The following is a 26,281-nucleotide window of genomic DNA, read 5'->3' as shown; positions in this document are numbered from 1 at the left end:
TCATGTTACATATAATTTTATAAGTGTGAACGAACTACAAAACTAAAAAACAAATAATAAGTTTGCAACATGTTTGCAAATACGAATTTTGCATATAAATTCGTGTGATATTGAAAGGAGTTTTACTTATGAAAGAAATTAAAACAGAACAAGAATTCAAAGACATCATCGCAAGCGAGGAGCCTGTAGTTGTTAAGTTCTTTACTACATGGTGCCCAGATTGCGTACGTATGGACAACTTTATCGGAGATGTAATGGAAGAGTTCAATAAATTTGAATGGTACTCTATCAATAAAGATGAGTTTCCAAGTATCGCTGAAGAGTATCAAGTAATGGGTATTCCAAGTTTACTTGTATACCAAAACGGTGAGAAGCTAGGCCACTTACATAGTGCTAATGCAAAAACAGAAGAGCAAGTTACTGAGTTTTTAGAAGCATACTAAAATGAAAGCCCTCTGGAAAATATTTTTCAGAGGGCTTTCATCTATTTTCACAATTATCTTTTGAAGTTTTTCATCGTTTAATGAATTACACCTTGTCATGATAAGAATAATACGTAGTAAGAAAAGTATTCGTTTCCTCATCCATCTACCCTCCTATCTCTTTAGTAAATAAACTCCAATTAGGTTCACACCTTGACTTTGTACTTTTCAACATATTTTTCCTTTACGAAACTTTGTTATCCCCTTCTTAAAAAGCTATAAAACGTCAACAATGTTTGTATAGACCCACACGACTTTCGTTTGATACTCTATTTATAGAAAGAAATTCCTTTAAAGAAAGGTGAGTGATTAAAATGGATACTCTTTCTCATAAAGAAGCTGATAAAGGTGCTATTGTCAGCATTATGGCCTACATATTTTTATCCTCTATGAAAATCATCATCAGTTATATTACCCTCTCTAGCGCATTACGCGCTGACGGTTTAAATAACTTAACGGATATCGGTGCTTCTTTAGCGATATTAATTGGTCTAAAAATATCTCGTAAACCTCGTGACCCAGATCATCCGTATGGGCATTCGCGTGCCGAACAAATCGCATCACTTGTTGCGTCCTTCATTATGGCAACAGTCGGATTAGAAGTTGTTATTAGTGCCATTCAATCTTTCTTAAATCCGAAACAAGCAGCGCCTAATGTACTCGCTGCATGGGTTGCTTTATTTTCTGCTGTCGTTATGTACTGCGTGTATTTGTATACGAAAAAAATTGCAGCACGAACAAAAAGTAAATCATTAGAAGCCGCTGCAAAGGATAATTTATCAGATGCACTCGTAAGTATTGGTACCGTAGTAGGTATTGTCGGTTCTCAGTTCCAAATGCCTATTTTAGACCCTATTGCCGCTTTAATTGTCGGTCTTATTATTTGTAAAACTGCATGGGAGATTTTCGTAGAATCTTCTCATATGCTAACAGATGGAATTGATCCTGATAAAATGGAAGAATACGCTGATGCTATTGAGCATATTGGCGGTGTGGAAAACATTGTAGATATTCGAGCACGTATGTATGGGAATCAAACGTACGTTGATATTACAATTGAAGTAGATGCTCGCATGGATGTTGGAGAAAGTCACTGTATTACCGACAACATCGAAGCTATGCTGCGCAAAAAATTTGGAATTTACCATGCACACATTCATGTTGAGCCAATGAAAAAAGAACCTATTATGACATAGGTTCTTTTTTTATGAACGTTTTATGGAATATAACACATAAAACGAGCCAGCTACCGCCAGCTGCCCATCCTGCTAATATGTCAGATGGATAGTGCACGCCAAGATATATTCGGCTAACTGAAATAGATAATACAACAAAGCTTGCTATAAGAATAATTAACAATTTTTTATGCAACGAAATACGCTCTTCAGTAATTGTGACGTATGCAATAAATCCTAAAAAAGCAGTAGCATTCATCGTATGACCGCTCGGAAAACTATATCCAGTTGCAGTAACAAGCTGCGTGACATCAGGTCTTGCTCGTTCGTACCATAGTTTAAGCATACTGTTTAAATAACGAGATCCGTAGTAATTAATTGTTAGAAGTAACGCACTAAGTAACTTTTTTCTAACGAGAAAATACATTACAAGAATAATGAGTAATGGAAAATATATTCTTTTGGAACCGATAAAAGACACCCAAGTAAAATAGGTCGTCAAATAATCGTTTCGAAAGCTTTGAATAAAATGTGCGACTATATTGTCAAAGTTCTTAATACAAGCGGTATGATACGAAAGTGATAATACGACAAAACAAATGAGTAACGTAAAACTTAGCAAGTATAAATGTCGATATCGTTTCACATACATAACCTCACTATGCAAAAAAATGGAGCGGTTGTTTTAGTTTTCCTCTCCATTTCTTTTTTATGCATAGTTTATTAAAAAATATAATTATTAATTTTTTGCTTCATCTCAGGGATATCTTCTCTTGTTACGGTAAAACGAATCACCTTCTCATCAAGATCAAGCGCCTCAGCGAATAAACCAGCTAATCCACGTGATTTTCTATCTACTTCCATAATAATTTCTAGTCGGTCGTATGCACGTGGCAAGATTAATAATTCTAATTCATCTAATTTCCCATAATGCTCTCCAGAAACCGGAATAAACTCAAATTCTTGTGCGAATGGAACTTGCTTACGTAATCGATGCGGTAATTCTTCACATTCTATATGACGTGCTTTAAACCCTAATTCATTTACACTATCTAAAACACTACTTAATAATGCATTAGGTAACACTTGAACGTAGTCGCGGTCACTTGGGTCTATACTACGTTTAATATCAAGACCTGTATGAATCCAAACCGTTTTCATACCAAGTGTAAGTGGTGCTTCAATTGGCATTGGAAAAGAAAATGGAATTTCAACTTTTTCATTCGGTTCTACAGAAAAAGGTTCTGTTAAGCGTACTCGCTCTAAATCATATGTTGCTGTTACTTTTTTATCATCCACTTCTCGTACATACGACGTCGATAATGTTAAGTAAATGCTTTCAATTTGTTGGCTAACTGAACCTCCAGTTATATGAACCTTTCCAACTATTTCTTCCCCAACAATATACTCATCTTTTTCAAGAACAGTATCTACCTTTGCACTTCCAATACCAACGCTTGCTAAAAACTTTTGAAACATGGAGTCTCCATCCTTTCTAAAGCAGAAGCTACATCTTGTTTTAAATCTTGTACATTCTCATAGTACGGCGTTTTTATTTGTAACATTCGCATAAGCATTTCACGATTATAATGTTCCAAAGTTAATTCTTCGTACCATGGTTTTTCCTGTTTTTCATTAGATTCATATCCTGCATATAATAAAAATAATGAGAAATGACCGAGCGCATAAAAGTCGCTACGAAAGTGAACTTCTCGCATCAAAGCTTGTTCACCTTCGTAAGTTGTAGCTCGCTCATCATCTTCACCTTTCCATTTAGCCAATCCAAAATCGATAATACTAATTTGATTTTCTTTCATTAGTATGTTTGGAATGCGTAAATCTCGATGAATAATGCCTTCACTATGAAACACCGATACAATTTCTAATATTTCATATAAAATCTCAAAAACTTCACGTTCTGTATATACATACCCATCTATGAAAATATAATCTTCAAAATTTTTACCAGGCATGTACTCCATCACAAAGAAGCTCTTTTTCTCCCATAAGAAATGATCATATAGACTAGGAATTGCATGATGATTTAATGTTTGTAAAATCATTTTCTCTTGTTCAAATGATTTTCTACCAGACTCATATCTTTGTTTACTTTGTCTTAATTGTTTTAAGACTTTATATCTATTTATTTGTAAATCATTAACGACATATGTAACCCCATAACTGCCCATTCCAATTACTGATTCAATTTTATAACGCTCTGCAACAATTGTATTTTTTCGCAGTGGTCTATCAAATAATGCTAGTACACGACGCCATTTCATCAGCTACTTGAAAAGAAGCTACGGCTTTTACGTTTTCTTTTATAATGTTGATGTCCATAACCAGATGAACGTCGTTTATAATCGCTACTTGAATACGAGCGCCCTCTACGACGATAATCACTACTTGAATACGAACGATATTTTTTCTTTCCTAATAAAGAATCAATAATTTTTTTGAACATTCCTTCACCTCTTGAGTAAAATTTCCTTTTCATTATACCAATAATTATTGACTATATTTGTGACAGGTTTGTAAAGAGTAAAAAACGACGAGTTATGCCCGTCGTTACTTTCATTCATCCTCTTCATCAAAAACTTCATCAATCATGCATTTCTCTAATAAATACTCAAATGTAATATCTGCGAGATCTTCAATTTCTTCTCGTTTTGGAACGTACCCTCTTTCAATTAGTTGCTCATAAAAAAACTCCGCAATCTCTTCCGTATCAATCACGACTTCAATTTCCTTCATGAGCATCACTCCTTTATTTCTGTTTTATGAAAAAATCTCAAAATTATGTATATGAGATTAGAAAAATAGATTTTATTTTTTTATAGGTCATAAGCTTTGGACGAGATGCATACGATTGTAGTACAAGCTATTCAAAGGGGGAAATAATAATGGAAAATCAATATGAAGTAGGACAAACAAAAGAAGAGTTCATGCATGAAGATCAATGGGCAGACTCTCTTATAAAGTGGCTTTTTATTTTTTTAATAGTTGTAGGCATACCTTATACTGCATATGTTGTTGTTCAATTTATTCTCTCTTTCTAGTTAACTATTTTTTCTCTGTCAATTTAACTAAATAATTATGAACAACATCCATTACAATTTTATATTCTTCATCTTTAAATGTATCGAACAATAATTGATAATCGTTATAAATATCAAGTAATCCATCAATGATTTCTTGACGATTCGTCTTAACACTCACTTTTTTCGAGTTGTTAATTGACTTTAACTTTCCTAAATCTAATTTATTCATACCTGCTTTATCTTGTTTCATTTTCTTCAAAATTGCATTTGCCGTTTGAGCATTGGCGAGTAACGTTAAATCTGATTCATCCGCTTCTAACCATTCACCATCCGTAATCCGTGACAATTCATAAATTGTATCTTCCCATGCGTCATTCTTATATCTCCATACTTCTGTACGAAAACCAACAATACGGAAAACATCTTTATCATATCCAGTTACTTGCACAAGATCACCAAACGTGAAATTATAATTTAATTCAATCCACTCCGTATCGCCCTTTTTCATATCTTGCTCTGTAACGTGCTGCAATGTTTGCTCTACGTAAAATCCATCATGATTATTGACTTCGTATACATAAACTCCATCTAAAACCTTCATATTTGTGATTTTCCCAACGGTTCCATATAGCGTAATCACGACTATGTCCCCTACGTTGTATTTAGGTTGTTTTTTTCTTGCCATCTCTATCTCTCTCCTTTTTTTGACGTCGTGATTTTGATATCAGTATATGCAACCTACATAAAAACGCTTATCACAGAAGCTTATATTCATAAATTTTTTCAATAAAAATTATAATCTTATAAAATTTACATTACACTCAAACAAAAGCTAGTAACTAGACTAGCTTTAAATCAACAAATTTCATAATAAAAAAACATACAGAATACTTCACTTTAAATAAAGTAATGTATTCTGTATGTTTTCAAATAGTTTTTATCTATCTTGTATATATAAATCCCAGGCTTCATCAAATATAGACATACTTTCTAGCATTCCGCTCAACTCTAAGTATGAACTAATTTCATCATAGTCTTCAGATTGCTTCGGAAAACTTAAATCATCATACATCGCCTCTGCTAAATCTGAAATTTCATTTCTAAATAAAGCTGCACGATGCTTCATCATATAATGGTAAAATGTCTTTTTCAAAAATATTCCCTACCTTTCTAACTTGGGTACATTATACAAGGCAAAAAAGAAAAAAACCAGCATAAAAGCTGGTTAAAAGTCGAAATAATTTCTTTTTAATAGACGCGGTCTTCCCATTAATTCTTCATATGTTAGTTGTTTTGGTAAATCTTTCGTGTAAATTAAGAATAATTGATCTTCAATTTCTTTTACTGTATGGTCTGATTGATAGTCCATCCCGCACGAGGAACAAGAAATACATGGTGTCTCTTGGATTTCAATGGCTTTCGTACCATCTGGTAATTCCCAATATACAGTATTCAAGCTTTCTTTCGCTTCTGTACTGTCACACCACATACAATTCATACTGCATCACCCTCAGTTTTTTTGTCGTTTTCTTCTAACTTAGCCATTTGTGCTTGATATTTTTTATCTTTTAATTGATCGCGCTTATCACGTTTATCTTTTAAAGATGCATGAGTATCATTATCTTCGTAGTCTTTACGACGGTTCATACGCTGTAAGTCGTCTGGAACGAGGTTAAATTTCTTATCGCTCATAAGACCTGCGATACCAACATCTGAACGTTTTTCTTCGTAGTTCGGATAAATCTCTTTAAAGTATCCTTCCGCTCTTCCTGGAATATAGCTCTCTGGCTCTGGATACGTCGTAATAACACCTTCAAAGTTACGAAGTACAACTTTATCTGCACTTTGTGAGATTAAATAGTTTGGTTGAAGTGCAATTTTACCGCCTCCGCCTGGCGCATCAACAACGAATGTCGGAACAGCATAACCAGATGTGTGTCCACGTAAACCTTCAATAATTTCAAGACCTTTAGATACTGGTGCACGGAAGTGACCGATACCTTCAGATAAGTCACATTGATAAATGTAGTATGGACGTACACGGATTTTTACTAAGTCATGCATAAGTTTTTTCATAATTGGAACGCTGTCGTTAATACCAGCTAAAATTACTGCTTGGTTTCCGACTGGAACACCAGCATTCGCTAACATTTCACATGCCTTTTTCGATTCTTCAGTAATTTCAATAGATGTATTGAAATGTGTATTTAACCATACTGGATGGTATTTTTTAATAATGTTACATAAGTTTTCTGTAATACGTTGTGGGAATACTACTGGTGCCCTCGTTCCGATACGAATAATCTCAACATGCGGAATCTCTCGTAAATTTTTTAATACATATTCTAAAATTTTATCGTTAATTAGAAGTCCGTCACCACCGGAGATTAATACATCTCGTACTTGTGGCGTTTCACGAATATAAGCAATTGCATCATCTAATTGTTTCTTCGGTACACCCATTCCAATTTGTCCACTAAAACGACGACGTGTACAGTAACGACAATACATAGAACATTGATTTGTTACTAAGAATAGTACACGGTCCGGATAACGATGTGTTAGCCCTGGAACTGGTGAATCTTCGTCTTCGTGAAGTGGGTCTTCTAAATCATATTTTGTTTTATATAACTCTTCCGAAATCGGTACTGATTGCATCCGAATCGGACAGCGTGGATCATCAGGATTCATTAGCCAAGCATAGTACGGTGTAATGTTTAACGGGATCGTTTTCGTTGAAATTTTAACGCCCTCTTCTTCTTCAGGTGTTAAGTTAATTACTTTTCTTAAGTCATCTAACGTTTTGATCGTATTCGTTAATTGCCAAACCCAATCATTCCATTGCTCTTCAGTAACATCTTTCCATAATTCGATATCCTTCCAGTGACGATTTGGTTTGTATACATCATGTAACATTGCTATTCCCCCTTTTTATACGCTCATCCTTTATATAAGCAATAGTTATGCCAACTTTACATTGTTGATAAGTAAATGTGCGGAGAACCCTATTACATAAGCGAAAAAATATTTTTAAGCGTTGTATGAAATCAATACTTAACATCATATTCATTACTTTTTATATATGTAAACGCTCTTTTATTCGTGCAAACACACAAAAACCGCCGATTATTCGGCGGTTTTGTCGTACTTGCTCAGTTTATATTGAAGCGTTTGACGAGGGATACCCAACATTTTTGCGGCTTGTAATATATTCCCTTCCGTTTCAATCAACGCTTGATCTATTAATTCTTTTTCTGTTTGATGAAGTGCTTCTCTAAGTGGCATTATACCCTTCTTCTTCGAAAACTTCTCTTTCCGAAATGTACGTGGTAAACAATTGGCTGTTAATGTATTCCCTTCTGCAATAATAACAGCATGTTCAATCGTATGTTTTAACTCCCGTACATTTCCAGGCCACTGATAAGCTTGCAGTCTATCTTTCGCTTCCTCATCAATTTGAAGTACACCTTTTTTATAACTTTTATTATATTCTTTCAAAAAATAAGATGCTAATAATAGTACATCCTCAGTTCTTTCACGAAGCGGTGGGATATATAATGAAAATACGTTTAAGCGATAATATAAATCAGTGCGAATTTTATTCTCTCGTAAACATATTTCTGGAGGCTGGTTCATCGCGGTAATAACACGAACATCTACTTTTCTCGTCTTATTATCACCAATTCTTCTAATGACTCCATCTTCTAACACTCGTAACATTTTTGCCTGCAAATCAAGAGGCATTGAATTCAGTTCATCTAAAAATAATGTACCACCATCAACAAGTTCAAATAGCCCAGCTCTTTCAATCGCTCCCGTATAGCTTCCTTTTGTCGTTCCAAACAATAAACTTTCTAATAGCGACTCTGGTAAAGCTGCACAGTTTTGTGCAATAAATGGCTTGTTTTTTCTTTTAGAAGCTTCATGAATTGCTTGTACGAACAGTTCTTTTCCTGTTCCTGTTTCACCATATATTAAAACATTCGCGTCTGTTGGTGCTACTTTTTGTGCTAACTCTTTCGTCTGTTTAAACCGCGTATCATTTGTCACTATCGTCTCAAATGCAGCGTGCTTTTTAATCACTTTTTTTCTAGATGATCGCTTTATTTTCGACTGTAAGTCAACAATTGTGTCAGTAAGCTTTTGAATTGTAGAGTAATCCTTTGCAATTTCAACAGCCCCAGCAATATTCCCATCTATAAAAATAGGTAACGTCGTATTTACTGTACAAACATCTTCACCATTTAAATTTTGATAATGTTGTACCTGATGTACGATAGGTTTTTTTGTATCTAGTACTTTCATCAATGTACTCGTTTCCCTTGATAAAGACGGGAACGCTTCTAACAGATGTTTCCCTAACACTTTTTCAATCTTCGATCCATCGTGTTTTGCAGCTACAGAATTATAAAATATTGTAATTCCATTTTCATCTACAGCGTGTATAGCCTCATCAATACTGCCCAAAATCGCTTCAATGACTTCTTGTGTCGAAACTGCTAGCAATGTCATCCCCCCTCTTGCCGAAAATCCAGCAATTACATGCCGAATTTTCGGCACACCTATGTGCGATTGTAAGCATGACGATTCCGTTCTATAATTTTAATCAATTTTATATTTTCATTAGATAACTCGAAACTCTAATTAGTACGGCTTTTTCAAACACCCAGCTCCACCTAACTGTTTTGCTTTACAGCCAAATTTTGAGGCGGAAGTTTTACTGCTTTCGAATAGCTAGATAGATCTTTCACCCATATATTCATATCTTCCAACTTATCGAAAATGTAGCAATTATTCGCCAGTCTTCCTGTATACGTATAGCCTAATTGATGAAAGGCAGCATTCATTCCGAAAGAAAGCGATCGAGCAATTGTATAGGAGCAGAAAATAGATCTTTCTTGAAGTTCTTCCTCTAATTTAATTAGTAAACTTTTCATAAATCCATGTTTACGGTATTCAGGTAAAGTAGCACAATTCGTTAATTCTGCATTCCCTTCCTTTATGTTCATTTCTGCAGATGCTGTACTAATAATTTTCCCCTCAAATTCATACACGTAGTAAATTGTATCGTCTTCTTTCATCGTCTGTAATACATAACTCGCTTCATTTAAAGGTGTCGGATACACTTCAAATACTTTTCCGAATACAGTTGCTAATTCTTCTGCATCTTCTTCAGTCGCTTTTCTCAGCAAAAATTTCTCTGGAACTACTTTTTCTTTTATTTCTTTTCCTTTTACACCGCTTAATATAGTATCTTCCTCAATCCAATGCATACTATTTCGTCTTTCATCATTATTATATTTCACAAAAAAGTATGCATCGTGTCCTTGAAAATAATGAGGTATCGTTGCTTCCAACAAAAAACCGAAAGAGAGCCATGTTGAAACATGCTCTCCCTTTCCTTTAATAATACATTTAGTGAAAGAATGTTTCTCTGCTAGTTCGTCAATTGTCTGTATAATACTTTCAACATTTCCTGTATAGTGATCTACCCGAATACGCTTATTAAAATAATCTAAAACACCTTCTACTGTATAACAATTCGTCTGTTCTCTAAAAGATTCATAGTATTTCATCTTTTCACCTCACACCAATCTAGTAATGTACATGCAATAATTTTTGCGGCAGCTATCATTTTATCAACTTCTATATATTCGTTTGGATAGTGTGCTACTTTCGTCTCTCCTGGACCAAATACTATTGTTGGTACGTTTGCAATTTGTGTAAATAAACCTCCATCAGTCCCCCACGGAGATGCTTCAATAATTGGTTCGTTTCCTTCGATTTCAACAAAGTTGTGATGAAGTGTCGTAATGAGTTCATGATTCTCTTCTAGTTCACCAGGAACCCATCTCGCTCCAAACCATTCTACTTCTACTGGATTTTCAACAAACCAATTGTCCACATCATTTAATTCAGCAATCCAATTCTCAAACTCTTCTTTTGCCGCCTCTATAGTCTCATTCGGCGCAACACCGCATCTTCCTTCTAAAATTAATTCATCGGGAACAGAACTTGGCCAACTCCCTCCTTCAATTTTCCCAATGTTAATTGGAATTGGAATCGGAATTTCTTTAAATAACGGATCTGTAATTCGACTATTTCTTTTCTTCTCTAGCTTTCTTACATGTTCTATAACAAACATACTTTTTTCAATTGCACTAACCCCTTCATAGCGCGTTCCACCGTGTGCAGCTTTCCCTTTTACACGTAGACGAAACCACATGGAACCTTGTTGTTTCGGGAAAAACTTCATATTAGTAGGCTCCGGAATAATGACACCATCTGCCTTATATCCTCGTAATATAGTTGCTAATGTCCCTGCTCCGCCACTTTCCTCTTCTATTACACTTTGAAAATAGATGTCTCCTTTTAATTCAATGTTAGATTCAATAATCGCTTCCATCGCAAGCATAAGTGCGACATTTCCGCCCTTCATATCCGTCGTTCCACGGCCATATATACGATTTCCGATTTTCTCACCGCTATAAGGATGATGTTCCCACTGATTCACATCCCCTTCTGGAACTACATCAATATGCCCATTCAATATCATAGATTTCCCGTCGCCACTTCCTTTTAAAGTTGCTACAATATTTGGGCTATCTGAAAAACTTGTACGGGGTGATACAAAATAAGGATGATCTTTCATTTTAGAAAAAGAAGGCTCCCATATATCGAGCTCTAAACCTAATTCACGTAATTTTTCAATCACAATTGCCTGCGCACCGCTTTCATCACCAGATACGCTCTTTTCTTGAATTAATCGTTTTAAAAATTTCACACTTTCCTCTTCATGGCTCTCAATATAATCACAAACTTGCTTTTTTAATTGCTCCATATATTACATCTCCCTTCATTCAATTACTAGTAAGTTAGAACTAATTTGAAAATCAGCTTCTGTATGTCGTTTTACATCTTCTACTGTGTATGGGCTCATTAATTCTTGTAATATAAGTCCACTCGGAGTTACCTCCATGACTGCCATATCAGTAATAATTAAATCTACACATTTCTTTGAAGTTAATGGCAATGTACACTCTGAAACAATTTTTGCATTTCCGTACTTATCAACATGATTCATCACAACAACGACCCGCTTCGCTTTTTGCGCTAAATCCATTGCTCCACCAATACCTGGAACACGTTTTCCAGGTACAATCCAGTTTGCTAAATCACCATTTTCACTTACTTGTAATGAACCAAGAATCGTTATATCTAGCAAACCTTTTCGAATCATCCCAAACGCTGTGCAGCTATCGAAATAACTCGCTCCTGTTATAAGAGAAGTTGGTAAACCTGCTGCATTACACAAATTTTCATCTTCATTCCCTTTACTTGGCGTTGGTCCCATGCCGACGATTCCATTTTCCGCATGAAACATAACATTTATATCGTCAGGCAAATGATTTGGTACAAGCGATGGTATGCCAATACCTAAATTTACAATCATACCATTTTGTATTTCTTTCGCCGCACGCCTAGCAATCTTATCCCTCACTTCTACGCCCATACCCATTTCCAGTTCACTCCTTCCGACGGTACAATATAATTTACGAAAACACCTGGAACGACAATTTCCTCTGGATCTAAACTTCCAAGCGGGACTATTTCTTCTGCTTCTACAATTGTTATATCCCCAGCCATAGCTACATGGGGATTCATATTTCGTGCACTTTTGTCAAATACAAGATTACCAAACGGATCTGCCTTTTTCGCATATACAATTGAAACTTCAGCAGTTAATGCTGTTTCAACTAAGTAGGTCTTACCATTCATTTCAACTGTTCGTTTTCCCTCTTCCACAATCGTATCAACACCAACATCAACTAAAACACCACCAAGACCAACGCCACCAGCGCGAATACGCTCTGCTAATGTTCCCTGCGGAGAAAACTCAATTTGTAACCTTCCCTCGTTTAGTTGCCTTCCTGCATTTGGATTGGAGCCAATGTGAGAAGTAATTATTGATTTAACTCTTTCATTTGTAACAAGACGACCGATACCTACATCAGGAAATCCAGTGTCATTTCCAATTAAATTTAAATTTGTAACGCCTTTTTCTAAAATTGCCTGTATTAAAGATGGAGGGGATCCAATCCCTCCAAATCCCCCAAACATCAATGTCATATCATCATGGAACAAAGAAATTACTTCCTCAACTTCTTTTAATTTACCGAATGTATTTGTAATAGTTGTCATGCGATACTATGCCCTCCTTTTTGCATCATCTCTTCCACACTTTTAGAGAAAATTGAAAGTAATTCATCTAACTCGGAATATGTAGTTGTCATTGGCGGTGCTACAAGCAGTGCACTATCTTCTTTTCCTGCTTGCCCTGAAACTGCTTGGTATAAAAGCAGACCATTTTTAGCTGCAACTGAAATAAGCTCTGACGCTTTTGTAAACGGTTGCAATTCTACTCCGATTAGCAACCCTTTTCCGCGCACATCAGCAATGATTGTCGATTGTTGCTGAACTTTCTGTAAGCCTTTTATTAAATACTCTCCCTTTTCTGCTGTTTTTTCAGGAAGATTATGTTTCTCCATATATTCAATAACAGCTAAAGCCGTTGCTGCAGACAATGGATTTGCACTTAACGTATGACCGCTCATTACTGAACGTGATCCACGTAATATTGGTTCCATAACACGATCACTTACAACTGTCGCTGCCATCGGTGTATATCCCGCTCCTAACCCTTTACCAAGTGTCATAATATCCGGCTCTACGCCCCAATGCTCCATCGCAAACCATGCTCCAGTACGACCAAGCCCAGTCATTACTTCATCCGCAATAAATAAAATATCGTAATGGTCGCAAATCTCTTTAATGACTTTATAATAGTCTTTCGGCGGAACAACCGCGCCTCCAGCTGCTCCGATAATCGGCTCAGCAATAAAAGCAGCAATATGCTCTGCACCAATTCTTTCAATTGATCTTTCTAGTTCAGTCGCACATGCCAGCTGACAAGTTGGATATACCTTTTGAACAGGACATCTGAAACAATATGGAGCTGGTATAGTCGGATAATCTTCCAAAATAGATACGAAACGTTGTCTACGTAGTGGATGCCCAGACATCGATAAAGCACCCATCGTAATACCGTGATAACTCATCCATCTTGATAAAATTTTATGTTTCCCTTGAATACCTCGCTCTTGAAAATGCTGAATTGCAATTTTCATAGCTGTTTCATTCGCTTCCGTACCACTATTTACAAAAAAACTCCAGTTCAAATCTCCTACACTTAAATCACTTAACTTCTTCGCTAATTTTTCAGCTGGTTCACTCGTAAACTGTGATCTATAAACGAAAGCAATCTCCTCAGCTTGCTTTTTAATAACGTCTGCAATCTCCTTTACGCCATGCCCAATACCTGCCGTAATTGCTCCTGACGAACCATCAAAATATTTATTGCCATTTTGATCATACAAATAAACACCTTTTCCATGTGAAATCATTGGATACGGCTGACCAACAAGTGGTTTAATTAAGTAATCGCGCATAGCGCTCCCCCATTTCTCCAATTTGTATATATATATGAAGAAAATTGACGTTTCTTTCATAAAAAAGAATCCTCTGCAAAAGCAGTGAATTTATCAAAAAACTATTATAAAATATACAAATGAGTGCTTAAAAATTTTTATAAAACAGAAAATTCAGAACTAAAAAACCGAAGACCAACCCTTTTCTATACGCCCAAATAACCCTCCTTTTTATATGAAATGACTACATCACCAAATGTTTTTATAGCATAATGCCAGCTGTCCTTAAATGCCGACATTCTGTACACTTCGACGGAACTCCCGTTAAACTCCTTCCTATTATCCTACTTTAAATTGCATATTTTAAAACAAATTTCGACACCCACCTTACTAATCAATTCAGATTCCTATTCATTATGTAAACTTTTCAGTTTTAAACTATAAAAAAAGAACCGATTAACCACACTAATCAGTTCGTCATGACGCTCTCTTATGGGTTAATACTGTCAATTGCTAAAATAAATAGAAAAATGAAGTTTACAAATTCATCCTACAGCCTATAACACAAAACCTTTTCATAACTTCATTCACAATTACTATCGGGATATCCCTATCCCGAAGTGGCACTCCTTTCCTCAGATTCAAAGTATCTTTCCTTTATAATTTATGTAGGACAATTATCACTTTGTATGTGTATTTGCCTATAATTAAAAAAATCCCTAGTTTTCTAGCGATTTTTGGACATGTATTCAATATGTTAATTGAAATGCACTTTCAATTTGGCATTTATTTTACTTTCGTACAGTCATATGTACTGCTTTACTCTGCGAAATTCTCGTAAGCACCAGCACCTCTTTATGAAAACATATTTGTTGTCAATTTTTAATTTTCCCTTTATAAAATCATTTTTTTTGCATAACCGCTTTCTTGCTTCGCATATAGTTTTAATGATGACAAAGGAGGAATGTTCATGTCTCAATCTGAAATCGAAAAATATGGACAAGAAGTTACACAATACGAACAACTCGCACGTTACTATCAGTTTCGTAATCCTAAAAAATATATAGAATTATATATGAAATATTACGATGCACTATCAAAACTTGTACAGGCGTATGAAACAAGAGACTCACAAGAAGCTGCTTTACCGTCACATATAAGAATTTTCCATGCCGATCCAAATATACCAGCGGTTGACATTTTAGTAAACGGACAAAAGGTTATTAAAAATATTTCATTTAAGCAATTCAGCCCTTATTTATCATTAGTGCAAGGTAAATACCGTATAGATATTGTTCCTGTCGGAAATGAAACTCCAATCTTTTCAGCGTTGGTACCAATAATGGGAAATCATACTTATACTCTTGCTACAATAAATAGTGATAATCACCTACAATTACAGCCTATACTTGATAATACACATTTACCAGCTGGTCAAGCCAAAATACGGTTTGCACATTTCTCTCCAGATACCCCTGTTGTAAACGTAGATTTAAAAGATGGGGATCATTTATTTGAAAATGTACTCTTTAAACAAATAACAGATTTTTTGCAAGTTAGCCCTGGTACAGCAGATATTGAAATTTCACTCGCAGATAATAAAAACGTTTTATTGACTATACCAAAATTCAATGTTGAACCAAATGTTATTTATACAATTTCAATAGTAAGTTATTCAACTAAAGATCCTAAATTAGAAGCCGTTATACTCACAAATTAAAACAGTCTACACCATTCATTTGGTGTAGACTGTTTATTTTTGAAATGCAATTTGAAATTCTGTCCAATCGTTATCTGATCGACACATAATGGATCCATTATGTTTTTCCACAATTTGTTTACATACAAATAATCCAATACCAGTTCCTAACTTTTTAGTAGTTACAAATGGTTCAAAAATCGTTTCTACATTTTCAGCTGGAATCATTGGTCCATTATTTTTTATCACAATTCGAATAGCTTGATCTTCTTCAAATACATCAATGATAATTTTTCGTTCTTCTTTCATTGATTCAAGAGCATCAATTGAATTCATTAATATGTTTAAAAATACTTGTCTCACTTCACTCCGATAACCAACAAGCGGAATTGGATACGGTAAATTCTTTTCAATCAAAACATTCGCATTGACCAAACTCGGATATAAGAATTGTATAATGTCTTGAAACAAGTCATTAAGCCAAAACCGTTCCGATTCATTCCACATTTCTTTTTTCGATACGAGTAAAAATTGCGAAATACGAAAATTTAATTGATCTAATTCATGCGAAATAATATCTAAATACGATAAACTCGGATGATCCGCCTTTAATAATTTAACAAACCCCATAATGGAAGTAAGCGGATTACGAAATTCATGTACAAAACTAGCTGACATTTGCCCTAAAATCGTCAGCCTTTCTTTATGTGTTTCGTTAATATATTGCTGTTTTTCCTCTAAATTCTTCGATATAATTTCCGAGTATTTTAAAACGGTATAATAAATTAATTTGTCAAAACAAGTATGTATTTTTGCCATAATTGGTTTCAATTCACGAGCGCTAACATCTAATTCACACATCGCTTCGAAAAGTTCATTTCTTCCCACGTTTGCGTTATAAACAAAATCTCCAATATTCGCATCTGCTCCAGCACGTTCAATAGCAATTTTCTCACATAACGGTTGAAGATAATTTATATCTTTATCTTCCATAGTAAGTTCGATAATTAACTCTAGTAAATCCTCTCCATTTTGAACTACTTCTAGTTTAAATGGATCTTTTTCGGAAATTATCATTTTGTTTTTCCAGTTCTCTACGAATTGGTGCCTATTGTTTTTCAAGTGTGAACAAAATATTTCTTTAATATCCTTATCGATTGGAAAAACCTCCATTCCCTCCATTTCCATACGACGAATACCCTTTATATTTTGAATATTAACACAAAAAATACGATTCGTTAATAGATTTTTGTCACATTTTGTTAATTTCTGTTGATAAAATTATTTTTTCTTTCTTATTTAACTAATTGTATACAAATCCCCTTTTTCCTTCACATATTTTCATTATTTCCGTAGTCAAAACGACTTTTTTTGCATCATTTTTAATTCTTGCGTACAATAGAAAATGAAAGGTGTGAAAAATATGGTAAATAAAAATGTGGAAGATTATCTCCAAGAAGGCATTTACGGCCAAAAGCAAAACAAACCAGAAGAACGTAATATGTATTTAACTACATTACGTGAGCGTGTGGAAATCGCTTTAACAATCGGTCAAGTAATGCAAAGTAATGTATACTCTGAAGTGGCGGGTAGCATGCGCTCTTCTCAATCATTACAACTCCTCCTAAATGGTGGCATTGCTTACCCACATTTATCAAAATACATTAAATTAGCAAACGAAAAAAATGTTCCTTTTACAATTGTTCAAAATAAAGATACAAAAACACCAATCGGTTTAGTATTAACTCATGCTACTGCTATAGATAAAGAACAAATTTATGTAGAAGATACTATTTTCAAACAAGAAATGAAGTAAAAGTTACACTTAATTAAATAGTTACTAGAAGCGTAAAAAACGAGTATGGAATCGTAAACATTTCCTACTCGTTTTTTAGTGCAAGTTTTAAGTTTTTCCACTTTATTTTTTAATACATACTAATTTCATTTCTGTCATTTCTTCTATTGCATATTTAATTCCTTCGCGTCCCGTGCCACTTTCTTTCACACCACCATAAGGCATATGATCTACTCTGAACGTTGGAATATCATTAATCATGACACCACCAACCTCTAGCTCATCAATTGCACGCATTGCTTTAAATAAATTATTTGTAAATACTCCTGCCTGTAAGCCGTAACGCGAATTATTTACTTGCTCAATCGCTTCATCAAATTCTTTAAATGTATTTACTGTCATGAGTGGACCGAATACTTCTTGGCACTGCACAGATACATGATCTGGAACATTTGTTAATACAGTCGGTTCAAAAATTCTTGCATCCCGCTTCTTACCACCGCATAAAACAGTTGCTCCTTCCTTAATTGCTTCTTGAACCCACATATCAATTCGCTCTACATCTTTTTTTGAAATTAAAGCTGATACATCCGTTTCCTCAAGCAATGGATCACCAACAACAACTGATTCCATCGCTTTCTTTAGCTTTGAGAGAAATTCATGTATTTTCGTTTCATGTACAAAAACACGTTGTACTGAAATACAAACTTGCCCATTATTAACAAATGCTCCCCATTTTACACGTTCAATTATTTCATCTGTTAACTCTACATCTTCATCAATAATAACAGCAGCATTTGAGCCTAGTTCTAACGTAACTCGTTTTAGCCCAGCCTTTTGTTTTATTCCGATTCCAACTTTTGGACTTCCGGTAAAAGTAATAGAAGCAACGTAATCATTTTTGACGATTGCCTCACCAACCGTGGGGCCAGGGCCAGAAATGATATTTAAAGCTCCATTTGGCAATCCTGCCTCTTCAAATAACTCAACTAATGCATAAGATGATAATGGCGTTTGATCAGCTGGCTTTAATACAACTGTATTTCCGGCAGCGATTGCTGGTCCAACTTTATGCGCTACTAAATTTAATGGGAAATTAAATGGTGTAATAGCCCCTATAACCCCAATCGGCTTTCGGATTGTATATGCAATACGCCCATCTGCACCAGGTGCGGCGTCTAATGGCAATGTCTCACCATATATACGCTTCGCTTCTTCAGCTGCAAATTTGTACGTTTGAACAGTACGATCTACTTCTCCCCTTGCAGCACGTATTGGTTTTGCAGCTTCTTTTGCAATAATCTCTGCAAATTCTTCTCTTCTTTCATCCATTTTTTGTGCAACTTTCTCTAAAATAGTCGCACGATCATATGCAGATAATGTATTCATTTTTGTCATTGCATTTTTTGCAGCGGTAACAGCCTCTTTTACATCTTCTTCCGTGCCTTGTGCAATTTCCGCTAATGTTTCTTCAGAATATGGTGCGTATAATGGTTTATACGTGTTTACAGATTTCCAATCTCCATTTATATATAAATGCTTTTTCATACTTCTTCTCCTTCCAAATATATGTATACAACAATACTTCACCTAGTGAAAGGTTCAACTTATGTCATTGTATCATAGCCCCTATCCCTCAAAAAACATTATGCTCAAAAAAACTCTGCTATATAGCAGAGTTTACGAGCTAATTTGCTCTTGTAACGAAATTTGTTTTTCATCTTCTAAAATAACAATCGATTCTACTATCTTTGTAACTTCTAATCTTTTTATATAATGTCCATCTAATTCTTTCACACAAAACTTATAATTTTCAATTTCAATGGAATCCTCTTCAGCAATCTCTATATTCTTCGTTAAAATCCAACCACCGATTGTATCAACACCATCATCATCAATCCCTAAACCAAATAACGTATTCACTTCACTAACAAGTACTTTTCCCTCTAGTATCGTCTTCGTTTCACTAACTTGTTGAATTTCTGGCTGCTCATCCGTATCAAACTCATCCTGAATATCTCCAACAATTTCTTCCAAAATATCTTCAACAGTAACAAGTCCAGATGTCCCACCATATTCATCTATCAATATAGCAATATGTGTTCTTTCTTTTTGCATTTTTAAAAACAAATCATGAATTGGAATAGAATCGATAACTAAAATAATTGGTCTCATATATTGCTCTACTGTCTTCTTATTAACAGCTTTATGTTGTACAAACTCAGTAAAAATATCTTTAAAATTCACAAAACCTATTACGTGGTCTTTGTCGCCATCAACAACTGGATACCTTGTATATTTTTCGCGAGACATTTTTTGCAAAGCTTCTTCAGCAGGCATTTCTTTACTTATAATATTCATTTCAGTTCGAGGTACCATTATTTCTTTTGCAATCCGATCATCAAATTCAAAAATTTTATTTACATATTTATATTCAGATTGATTAATCTCACCATTTTTATAACTTTCTGAAACTAACAACCGTAATTCTTCTTCTGAATGAACCTCATCATGCCCCTTCGGCGGTTTCAGCCCTAGCAGCTTCGTAATGATTCGAGCTGAACCATTTAATAGCCAAATGAATGGGAATGCAATACGATAAAAGAAAATTAACGGCTTAGAAACAAGCAAACTCACTTGTTCAGATTTTTGAATTGCAAATGTTTTTGGGGCCAATTCCCCTATTACAACATGTAAAAAAGTAATTAACAAAAATACTAAAGTTACAGCAAAAATGTCTGCTAGTTGAGTAGAGATATTCCAATTTGCAAAAAGCGTATCAAACATTTGCTTTAACGCAGGTTTACCAAACCACCCAATTCCTAAAGCTGTAACAGTAATTCCTAACTGACAAGCAGATAAATATTCGTCTAAGTTTGTAATGACTGTTTTGACCGATGTTGCACGATTATTTCCTTCTGCAATTAAATAGTCAATTCGTGAACTTCTCACTTTAACAATTGCAAATTCTGCTGCAACGAAAAATGCCGTTAAGGCAATTAAAACAATCACTATACTTATACTATATATGTCCAAATACTTTTCCTTACTTACTTTGTAAGCAAGGAAGCCACCTCCTACTTAATTTTATTCAAGTGAAGTAAGCATTCTAATACTCTAACAAAATTCTACATTAGCAACCACCTTTTTATATATTATATGCATACATAAAAAAGATATTTATCATTATGATAATCTAATTCATTTACACTCGTCAAATTATTCTAAATGTTACGATAAGACATTTTTATTTAAAAGAACTATTCTCCTCAACTCAATTTCGTGAAAAAACACTTTCTTTGCCGATTCCACACTTCTTTTGTCGCACTAGAAGGGAACTTACTTCATAGCTCGAAATCATTCAACAGGATATATATAGGGGGGATTATTTTGGAATATAAAACACCATTTATCGCAAAGAAATTAGGTGTTAGCCCAAAGGCTGTTGTCCGGATCGCGCAACAATTAAATCTTACGATAGAGAAAAACAAATATGGCCACTTTATTTTCACACAAGAGGATGTCGATCAAATGTTAGAACACCATCGATTTCAAATAGAGCAATCTCAAAATTCTCAATCTACTCAAAAGGCTTCCTCAAATGAAGTTGAGGAATTAAAAACTCAAGTTAATACAATTGTTCAAAACATATCATCGAATGATTTTGAGCAATTAGCTAATCAATTAAACACTATTACGAGAAGACTTGATCGAATGGAAGAACAAATGCAAGATAAGGCAAATGATGTCGTCACGTACCAACTTTTACAACACCGTCGTGAAATGGAGGAAATGTTAGAGCGAATTCAAAAGTTAGAAGCTGCCCTAACGAAAGAAGAACCCATTTATATTACTCCGGATTCAAAACCAACATATGAACGAGAAAAGAAACCGAAGCGCCGCAAAATGATTTTTAGTATATTTGGATTATAATTTTTAGACCCTTATTAAAATAATAAGGGTCTTTTTTAATGAAGAGTTATATCCTATACAAATATTATTCTCTTTATTATACATATTCACTTCGCTTTATTTCGTTAACATAATATTTTTACTGTATTCTGTAATTAATGCCTGTGCATGAGCATTCCCTTGAATCACATCACGAAATTCTTTTAAAGAATACAAATGCGTAACCCCTTTTCGAGCATGAATTCTTACTGGTACACCTTGTAAAGTATCATGAAACTGAAAAGGATTATCTATTGGTTCAATTGGAAAACCAAGTGTAAGTAAATACATATACATTCTTTTTGTTACTGCTGCAATGTACCATTCAGCTTTTGTTTCTAACGCATGTATAAATAAAATAGCTGTTAGCCTTTTGAAATGTCCTCTTCCACGAGACGTTTTCGAAATACTTAACTTGCCTATTTCATATACATTCTTCAAATCTTTTACTAAATCATTTTTAGAAAACGGATAGAAAAACTCAGAATTCGATTGTTCAGGTACCGTATACTTAATACATTCTACTGTACCAATAGGATGTTCATCTTCTATTAATAAAAATCGTGATGGATTTAAATTACGTTCTACGAACATTAAGTTTCTTTCTTCACAAAAATCTCCCCATAGTTGCTCGAACCCAAAATGTTCTTCCTTTGTTTGAACACGCTGGAACATATTTAACCGCCTTTCCCATCGCCGCTCTGTTTTTTGATAACGCTTTCACTATCTATCATATAAGAACAAATCTTCGTATGCAACTAAAAATATTTATGACTTATTATATTCTGCAAAATGAATTAGATTCCAATTTAATCGACTTTTATCCCGCGCTCACATTCCTTTTAATAACACATTTGTAGCACTTTTCAAATCTAAATTACACTACGTTTCTTTCCATACAGCATATAATTCTTCTTAATCTAAAGAAATCCTTTATGAAAAAGGATTTCTTTTACTTCTTAATGCTTTTTAGCCATTTTTCAAAAATTTGTACCATCCCATGTTTTCCAGCTAATTTCTCTTCCCCTTGTTTCGTCTTATATGGATATAACTGCAAGAAAACACCGCATCCAGACTCAATTTTTTTACTATGCATATGGCTTCCTGGATATACACAAATGACTTCATAAATTGACCTTCGATAATAGACTCGCTTTCCATCCTGTTCTTCTACATACTTTATAGACCAGTACTTATACATTTGCTCAGTTGCTTTCGTATTTCCGACGTGCTGAAAAATATTGTACATTGGACTATACTTCACTTCAATAATAATAGAAGATTTATATACGTATTTCCCATCTTCTTTTACATAACAGTCTAAGCGAATATCTGGCTTCTTCGTATCCTCACCATTGTAAAAATTACTACCTTTACTTAATGCAATAAGAGGATGTGTTTCAATTAAGTCATTAAATGCGACATGCACCTTTATATCATCTCGTTCTAAAACTACTGTCGTTCCATCTTGTAATCCATCTACATAAAAATGTTCTTGTATTTGTTCACGGATGGAGTTTCTAGCCTCAAAACCAATTTGCTCTAAAAGTGAAATAACGATAAAAAAAGCGTAATATTCATACACTAAAAACGTTGGCTTATAAACAAATAATAATGATGGAGATTGATCCGTATATTGCGGGAGTACTTCTAAATGATGTAGTAATTGTTGATGTGGTATCGGTAAATCATGTAAGTTCATGTTACTTGTTTCAGTAACTTCCCTCCAAAATGAAGAGTGCATTAACATTTGAAAGTATTGTACATTTTCATGCACAATATGCGCCAATATTTTATATTCTTGTATTTTCATTGAGCTCTTTCGTAAATCGGCTTCTTTTAGTAAATGTATATTTTTATATTTTTGCTTCTCTCTATCGGTTACTGATCCATTACGCTCAATTGTTTGTATAATCGTTTTTACAGCTTGAAACTCTTCTGATTTTTTCTTTTTTTCTCTTTCTAATATTTCAATTGTTTGACGTAAAAAACTTTTAGCTTCAATTAAATAATGATAAAATTGCATCGCTTTATATTTAAGAAATGCATTTTCCTTACTATTTTTTTGTTCCATAAACTTACGATTATAATGTTTGGCATAAGGTTTTCGTTCTGCCACTATAGTTCCTTTTCTTGTTGGCTTTCGCTCTTTTCCTTCCCATTTATATTCATTTATAAATTTTGAGCTTGATTCTATTTTCTTAAAGATTTGCTTTATCATTTTCATTTTTTGCGGTAACTTTCTAAGTAACACTAAATAAGAAGAATCCTCAATATCGCTAAGTGCAGAGAAGGTTTTTTTATAGTAACCTCTATCCAAAATCAACTCATTTAAAATTGACTTCACATAGTCTTGAATCATTTCAAATTGATCATCAAAAAAGTTTTTCGGTACGATTTGAAATGCGCCATAATACGTTGTATCTTCTATACGCACTTCAAAATGGTATAGACCACAGCGCCATGGATAAAAGAATTCTGTTTTCCCGTGTTCATATATTAATACTCTTTGTTTTTTTTCATTTATTTCATATTGAGCCTCTTTTATATTTTTCTGTCCCTCATATACTTTATTCCATATAAAAGTAATATTCATTGGGATTTCATAATTGTACTGCAATCTTATTGGTTTTAATTCTTGTACTTTATAAATACATTGAACTAATGCTGTAGTAGATGTACAAAGACGATTTAATAAAATATAATCTCCTTTCCCCTCATTTCCAATGATTAACTTTAATACAAAAGGGAGCGTTTCATTCGTATCAACGATTTTTGTTTCATAACGCCCTTCATTTTGCATATCCATACAACTCCAGTTCTCTACGTTTTTCTCGTATATATGCTAAAGAGTGTTCAAATGTAGATACTCTGTTTGCAAGTGTAGATTGCAAAAGAGGTACTAAGGTCGCCCCCCTTTTTGCTTCTTCAGAAAGTAAAGGCCCAACCATCATTTCGGTCCCTCTGATTTTCGTCAATACACGCTGCTTTATTTGTAAATCAAACCCCTCTTCTCTACTAATCATATAGGTATGGTTATTTTGAAACGGTATGTTTTGCAAATAAGTCGCAATTGCATTTGCACATCGGAAAGAAATTCCCTTAGACGCGTCATGTGATGACAATACGACATGCAACTTATCTAATAGCTCTAATTCTTCTTCAGAAAACACTTCAATCATCGCTTTATTTCTCATCCAATTTATCCGAAATTCTCCCGCCGTTACTTTCAAAGGTGGATGTAATACGACTTTCCCCTGTTCCATGCCCATCTCACAAAACGGAATTTTCTGTAACGTTATTAGGTTCGTTCGGTCTAATAATCGATCAGAGAGCTCTTTCGTTGTTTCATCAAAATTTACAGTACCTACAAATATAATATTTTCTCCAATTTCAATTGTTGATGGAATTGAATTCTCTATGTCCTGTACACCCTCATACAAGTTTAAAATACGATTTTTTGTTTCAAGTTCAAGAACAGATAGAAACGGAGTAAACCAATGCTCAATATGAGACATGTTCATTTCATCAAAAACGATTATATACAGTTGATTTGGATTTTCTTTCGCCTTCATTAACGTCCTAACTAACTTCGCTTCAGATTCAATAAAAGTACCATTTGGATGAAGGTAACCAAGTAAATCATGTGGTTCTTGATACGATGGCGAAATTGGAATCCAAACCAACTCTTCCCCATACTGTAACCCTAATGCTTCTGCATAAGTTTGCACAAAACGTGATTTCCCAACGCCCGGTATACCACCAAGAATCGTTAACATATTTGTTTTTACACTTATATGGAAATTATAAATATCCGTTTCATCCAAATATAACCCTTTATTATGCACCATACTTTGTACATACTGTAAAAAGGACGATTCACGCTCATCCCATTCCCATTCATCTTTTTGTATTTTTATATCCTCTACTTCAACTAGCTTACCTTCTTCATGCATTCGTTTTTTTAATTGCTCATATACATAATCACTTACAAAATATAATTGATCTTCTACCGCTATTTCTACATACTTCGTCCAGTCACTGCAGTTTATATATTTACATTCACGTTTCTGTTCAAAATAGGCGATTGAGCTAATTGATGACTTTAGGGATATGTTTCCGTACAGTCTTCCATCGTGCCACAATAATTCGGGAGGCTCAAAGTCTTTCGGAAATTTTGGCATAAGAAATGATAAATAACCGTTGCTAAGTTTTCGCTCTAAAGATTCTCTTTTTTTATGATTTGTAACTTTAGGTGCCGGAATCATTTTATAGCTGCTTGCTATTTCTTTCGGTTCTTCTGTACATATTAACTCCACGTATACATTTCCTCTTTCATAATAAAGACGAAACATTACTAATTGCTTTTCTAATTTCCTCTTCTTTAATTCCGAAAAGATTTTTTCATTCTTTTTATTGCTACATAACCCTTCAAATACATATGGTTCATTTGTAAATTGTTCCTGTAAAGTGAATGGTATTGGCGATAAGCAGTGTACAAAGAAATTCTCTCCACTCTTCTCTTTCTCAGCTTTTGTAAATTTCCCTAAAAATCTCATATAGTACATTCGTTTTATAAAACTTGGCTGAAGAGCTTTATGTAATTTCACCTTAGTCACCTTCTTTTTTCATACTATTCTTAGTGTATGA

General features: G+C 34.3%; 27 protein-coding genes. 6 read left to right on the top strand and 21 right to left on the bottom strand.

The genetic code is table 11. From position 1 onward, the window contains the following. Positions 1–128: 128 nt before the first annotated feature. On the top strand, positions 129–443 hold the full coding sequence (locus tag MR112_RS05130; RefSeq protein WP_000658787.1) for a thioredoxin family protein: 315 nt from the start codon (positions 129–131) through the stop codon (positions 441–443). A gap of 353 nt (positions 444–796) precedes the next feature. Then, entirely contained in the window at positions 797–1,678 is an 882-nt protein-coding gene (locus MR112_RS05125) for a cation diffusion facilitator family transporter (RefSeq protein WP_000380385.1), read from the top strand. Here the strand turns inward: MR112_RS05125 and MR112_RS05120 are convergent. From MR112_RS05120 to MR112_RS05100, 5 genes are all read right to left on the bottom strand, one after another. Then, positions 1,668–2,303: a phosphatase PAP2 family protein gene (locus MR112_RS05120; protein ID WP_060852167.1), complete on the bottom strand. Its 636-nt coding sequence runs from the start codon at positions 2,301–2,303 to the stop codon at positions 1,668–1,670. The genes MR112_RS05125 and MR112_RS05120 overlap by 11 nt on opposite strands. A 77-nt stretch (positions 2,304–2,380) precedes the next feature. Then, a complete protein-coding gene (locus MR112_RS05115) occupies positions 2,381–3,136 on the bottom strand; it encodes a sporulation protein (RefSeq protein ID WP_000486625.1) in 756 nt (251 codons plus the stop codon). After that, positions 3,118–3,939 (bottom strand): serine/threonine protein kinase, encoded by an 822-nt coding sequence (locus MR112_RS05110; RefSeq protein WP_000872063.1) that lies wholly within the window; start codon positions 3,937–3,939, stop codon positions 3,118–3,120. The genes MR112_RS05115 and MR112_RS05110 overlap by 19 nt, the downstream gene beginning before the upstream one ends. After that, positions 3,939–4,121 (bottom strand): hypothetical protein, encoded by a 183-nt coding sequence (locus MR112_RS05105; protein ID WP_000473371.1) that lies wholly within the window; start codon positions 4,119–4,121, stop codon positions 3,939–3,941. The genes MR112_RS05110 and MR112_RS05105 overlap by 1 nt, the downstream gene beginning before the upstream one ends. A 110-nt stretch (positions 4,122–4,231) precedes the next feature. Continuing rightward, a complete protein-coding gene (locus MR112_RS05100) occupies positions 4,232–4,411 on the bottom strand; it encodes a YozD family protein (RefSeq protein WP_000658451.1) in 180 nt (59 codons plus the stop codon). Between the two features lie 149 nt (positions 4,412–4,560). On the opposite strand from MR112_RS05100, the gene MR112_RS05095 reads away from it, so the two are divergent. Then, on the top strand, positions 4,561–4,716 hold the full coding sequence (locus MR112_RS05095; RefSeq protein ID WP_000431486.1) for a DUF3930 family protein: 156 nt from the start codon (positions 4,561–4,563) through the stop codon (positions 4,714–4,716). 4 nt (positions 4,717–4,720) lie between these two features. Here MR112_RS05095 and MR112_RS05090 read toward each other — a convergent pair whose 3' ends face one another. The 10 genes from MR112_RS05090 to MR112_RS05045 all read right to left on the bottom strand — a co-directional run bounded on the left by MR112_RS05090 (position 4,721) and on the right by MR112_RS05045 (position 14,207). Beyond that, positions 4,721–5,383: a hypothetical protein gene (locus tag MR112_RS05090; protein WP_000101499.1), complete on the bottom strand. Its 663-nt coding sequence runs from the start codon at positions 5,381–5,383 to the stop codon at positions 4,721–4,723. 252 nt (positions 5,384–5,635) lie between these two features. Further along, positions 5,636–5,851, bottom strand: coding sequence for a YozE family protein (locus MR112_RS05085; RefSeq protein WP_000750717.1), 216 nt, complete (start codon positions 5,849–5,851; stop codon positions 5,636–5,638). A 72-nt stretch (positions 5,852–5,923) separates the two neighbouring features. After that, positions 5,924–6,196, bottom strand: a complete 273-nt coding sequence (locus tag MR112_RS05080) for a YokU family protein (protein ID WP_000995763.1) — start codon at positions 6,194–6,196, stop codon at positions 5,924–5,926. Beyond that, on the bottom strand, positions 6,193–7,614 hold the full coding sequence (gene kamA / locus MR112_RS05075) for a lysine 2,3-aminomutase (protein WP_000902142.1): 1,422 nt from the start codon (positions 7,612–7,614) through the stop codon (positions 6,193–6,195). Before kamA ends, MR112_RS05080 begins: the two co-directional genes overlap by 4 nt. A gap of 210 nt (positions 7,615–7,824) precedes the next feature. After that, the gene (rocR, locus tag MR112_RS05070) at positions 7,825–9,210 is read right to left on the bottom strand and encodes an arginine utilization transcriptional regulator RocR (RefSeq protein ID WP_011110073.1); all 1,386 of its coding nucleotides are present in this window, start codon (positions 9,208–9,210) and stop codon (positions 7,825–7,827) included. A 164-nt stretch (positions 9,211–9,374) separates the two neighbouring features. Next, on the bottom strand, positions 9,375–10,274 hold the full coding sequence (ablB, locus tag MR112_RS05065) for a putative beta-lysine N-acetyltransferase (protein ID WP_000878594.1): 900 nt from the start codon (positions 10,272–10,274) through the stop codon (positions 9,375–9,377). After that, positions 10,271–11,539, bottom strand: a complete 1,269-nt coding sequence (locus MR112_RS05060) for a peptidase (protein WP_033696337.1) — start codon at positions 11,537–11,539, stop codon at positions 10,271–10,273. The genes ablB and MR112_RS05060 overlap by 4 nt, the downstream gene beginning before the upstream one ends. A gap of 15 nt (positions 11,540–11,554) precedes the next feature. After that, the gene (locus MR112_RS05055; RefSeq protein ID WP_000525278.1) at positions 11,555–12,217 is read right to left on the bottom strand and encodes a CoA transferase subunit B; all 663 of its coding nucleotides are present in this window, start codon (positions 12,215–12,217) and stop codon (positions 11,555–11,557) included. Further along, the gene (gene atoD / locus MR112_RS05050) at positions 12,202–12,900 is read right to left on the bottom strand and encodes an acetate CoA-transferase subunit alpha (RefSeq protein WP_242244824.1); all 699 of its coding nucleotides are present in this window, start codon (positions 12,898–12,900) and stop codon (positions 12,202–12,204) included. The genes MR112_RS05055 and atoD overlap by 16 nt, the downstream gene beginning before the upstream one ends. Beyond that, positions 12,897–14,207 carry an aspartate aminotransferase family protein gene (locus MR112_RS05045; RefSeq protein ID WP_001205882.1) on the bottom strand — a complete coding sequence of 437 codons (1,311 nt, stop codon included), beginning with the start codon at positions 14,205–14,207 and terminating at the stop codon, positions 12,897–12,899. The genes atoD and MR112_RS05045 overlap by 4 nt, the downstream gene beginning before the upstream one ends. 949 nt (positions 14,208–15,156) lie before the next feature. Between MR112_RS05045 and MR112_RS05040 the strand changes: the two genes are divergently transcribed. Further along, complete coding sequence (locus MR112_RS05040; protein ID WP_017657744.1) at positions 15,157–15,906, top strand: DUF4397 domain-containing protein; 750 nt, start codon at positions 15,157–15,159, stop codon at positions 15,904–15,906. Between the two features lie 33 nt (positions 15,907–15,939). Here the strand turns inward: MR112_RS05040 and MR112_RS05035 are convergent, their stop codons facing one another. Next, a complete protein-coding gene (locus tag MR112_RS05035) occupies positions 15,940–17,073 on the bottom strand; it encodes a BA2291 family sporulation histidine kinase (protein WP_000425086.1) in 1,134 nt (377 codons plus the stop codon). 235 nt (positions 17,074–17,308) lie between these two features. On the opposite strand from MR112_RS05035, the gene MR112_RS05030 reads away from it, so the two are divergent. Next, positions 17,309–17,701, top strand: a complete 393-nt coding sequence (locus MR112_RS05030; RefSeq protein ID WP_000247558.1) for a YueI family protein — start codon at positions 17,309–17,311, stop codon at positions 17,699–17,701. 102 nt (positions 17,702–17,803) lie between these two features. Here MR112_RS05030 and MR112_RS05025 read toward each other — a convergent pair whose 3' ends face one another. After that, entirely contained in the window at positions 17,804–19,228 is a 1,425-nt protein-coding gene (locus MR112_RS05025) for an aldehyde dehydrogenase family protein (RefSeq protein ID WP_060852169.1), read from the bottom strand. Between the two features lie 132 nt (positions 19,229–19,360). Continuing rightward, complete coding sequence (locus tag MR112_RS05020) at positions 19,361–20,716, bottom strand: hemolysin family protein (protein WP_002164551.1); 1,356 nt, start codon at positions 20,714–20,716, stop codon at positions 19,361–19,363. Between the two features lie 354 nt (positions 20,717–21,070). Here MR112_RS05020 and racA point away from each other — a divergent pair, with 354 nt between their 5' ends. Continuing rightward, entirely contained in the window at positions 21,071–21,613 is a 543-nt protein-coding gene (gene racA, locus MR112_RS05015) for a chromosome-anchoring protein RacA (protein WP_000456023.1), read from the top strand. Between the two features lie 96 nt (positions 21,614–21,709). Here racA and MR112_RS05010 read toward each other — a convergent pair whose 3' ends face one another. The 3 genes from MR112_RS05010 to MR112_RS05000 form a co-directional block, all read right to left on the bottom strand. Then, the gene (locus MR112_RS05010) at positions 21,710–22,306 is read right to left on the bottom strand and encodes a hypothetical protein (protein WP_000487796.1); all 597 of its coding nucleotides are present in this window, start codon (positions 22,304–22,306) and stop codon (positions 21,710–21,712) included. A 277-nt stretch (positions 22,307–22,583) separates the two neighbouring features. After that, positions 22,584–24,434: a hypothetical protein gene (locus MR112_RS05005; RefSeq protein WP_001178729.1), complete on the bottom strand. Its 1,851-nt coding sequence runs from the start codon at positions 24,432–24,434 to the stop codon at positions 22,584–22,586. Beyond that, entirely contained in the window at positions 24,424–26,241 is a 1,818-nt protein-coding gene (locus tag MR112_RS05000) for an AAA family ATPase (RefSeq protein WP_000766187.1), read from the bottom strand. The genes MR112_RS05005 and MR112_RS05000 overlap by 11 nt, the downstream gene beginning before the upstream one ends. Between the last annotated feature and the right edge of the window lie 40 nt (positions 26,242–26,281).

Source organism: Bacillus cereus group sp. BfR-BA-01330, from assembly GCF_022663885.1.
GTDB classification, from domain to species: Bacteria; Bacillota; Bacilli; order Bacillales; family Bacillaceae_G; genus Bacillus_A; species Bacillus_A cereus.
This window is presented reverse-complemented; position numbering and strand designations above follow the sequence as displayed.

Coding starts and splice junctions, on each gene's coding strand:
- MR112_RS05055 (WP_000525278.1), bottom strand. CDS start 12,217: ATGGGTATGGGCGTAGAAGTGAGGGATAAGATTGCTAGGCGTGCGGCG.
- MR112_RS05035 (WP_000425086.1), bottom strand. CDS start 17,073: ATGGAAATGGAGGGAATGGAGGTTTTTCCAATCGATAAGGATATTAAA.
- MR112_RS05030 (WP_000247558.1), top strand. CDS start 17,309: ATGGTAAATAAAAATGTGGAAGATTATCTCCAAGAAGGCATTTACGGC.
- MR112_RS05040 (WP_017657744.1), top strand. CDS start 15,157: ATGTCTCAATCTGAAATCGAAAAATATGGACAAGAAGTTACACAATAC.
- MR112_RS05005 (WP_001178729.1), bottom strand. CDS start 24,434: ATGCAAAATGAAGGGCGTTATGAAACAAAAATCGTTGATACGAATGAA.
- MR112_RS05010 (WP_000487796.1), bottom strand. CDS start 22,306: ATGTTCCAGCGTGTTCAAACAAAGGAAGAACATTTTGGGTTCGAGCAA.
- ablB (WP_000878594.1), bottom strand. CDS start 10,274: ATGAAATACTATGAATCTTTTAGAGAACAGACGAATTGTTATACAGTA.
- MR112_RS05045 (WP_001205882.1), bottom strand. CDS start 14,207: ATGCGCGATTACTTAATTAAACCACTTGTTGGTCAGCCGTATCCAATG.
- MR112_RS05125 (WP_000380385.1), top strand. CDS start 797: ATGGATACTCTTTCTCATAAAGAAGCTGATAAAGGTGCTATTGTCAGC.
- MR112_RS05090 (WP_000101499.1), bottom strand. CDS start 5,383: ATGGCAAGAAAAAAACAACCTAAATACAACGTAGGGGACATAGTCGTG.
- MR112_RS05115 (WP_000486625.1), bottom strand. CDS start 3,136: ATGTTTCAAAAGTTTTTAGCAAGCGTTGGTATTGGAAGTGCAAAGGTA.
- MR112_RS05080 (WP_000995763.1), bottom strand. CDS start 6,196: ATGAATTGTATGTGGTGTGACAGTACAGAAGCGAAAGAAAGCTTGAAT.
- MR112_RS05025 (WP_060852169.1), bottom strand. CDS start 19,228: ATGAAAAAGCATTTATATATAAATGGAGATTGGAAATCTGTAAACACG.
- MR112_RS05100 (WP_000658451.1), bottom strand. CDS start 4,411: ATGAAGGAAATTGAAGTCGTGATTGATACGGAAGAGATTGCGGAGTTT.
- MR112_RS05105 (WP_000473371.1), bottom strand. CDS start 4,121: ATGTTCAAAAAAATTATTGATTCTTTATTAGGAAAGAAAAAATATCGT.
- atoD (WP_242244824.1), bottom strand. CDS start 12,900: ATGACAACTATTACAAATACATTCGGTAAATTAAAAGAAGTTGAGGAA.
- MR112_RS05095 (WP_000431486.1), top strand. CDS start 4,561: ATGGAAAATCAATATGAAGTAGGACAAACAAAAGAAGAGTTCATGCAT.
- rocR (WP_011110073.1), bottom strand. CDS start 9,210: ATGACATTGCTAGCAGTTTCGACACAAGAAGTCATTGAAGCGATTTTG.
- MR112_RS05130 (WP_000658787.1), top strand. CDS start 129: ATGAAAGAAATTAAAACAGAACAAGAATTCAAAGACATCATCGCAAGC.
- MR112_RS05060 (WP_033696337.1), bottom strand. CDS start 11,539: ATGGAGCAATTAAAAAAGCAAGTTTGTGATTATATTGAGAGCCATGAA.
- kamA (WP_000902142.1), bottom strand. CDS start 7,614: ATGTTACATGATGTATACAAACCAAATCGTCACTGGAAGGATATCGAA.
- MR112_RS05110 (WP_000872063.1), bottom strand. CDS start 3,939: ATGAAATGGCGTCGTGTACTAGCATTATTTGATAGACCACTGCGAAAA.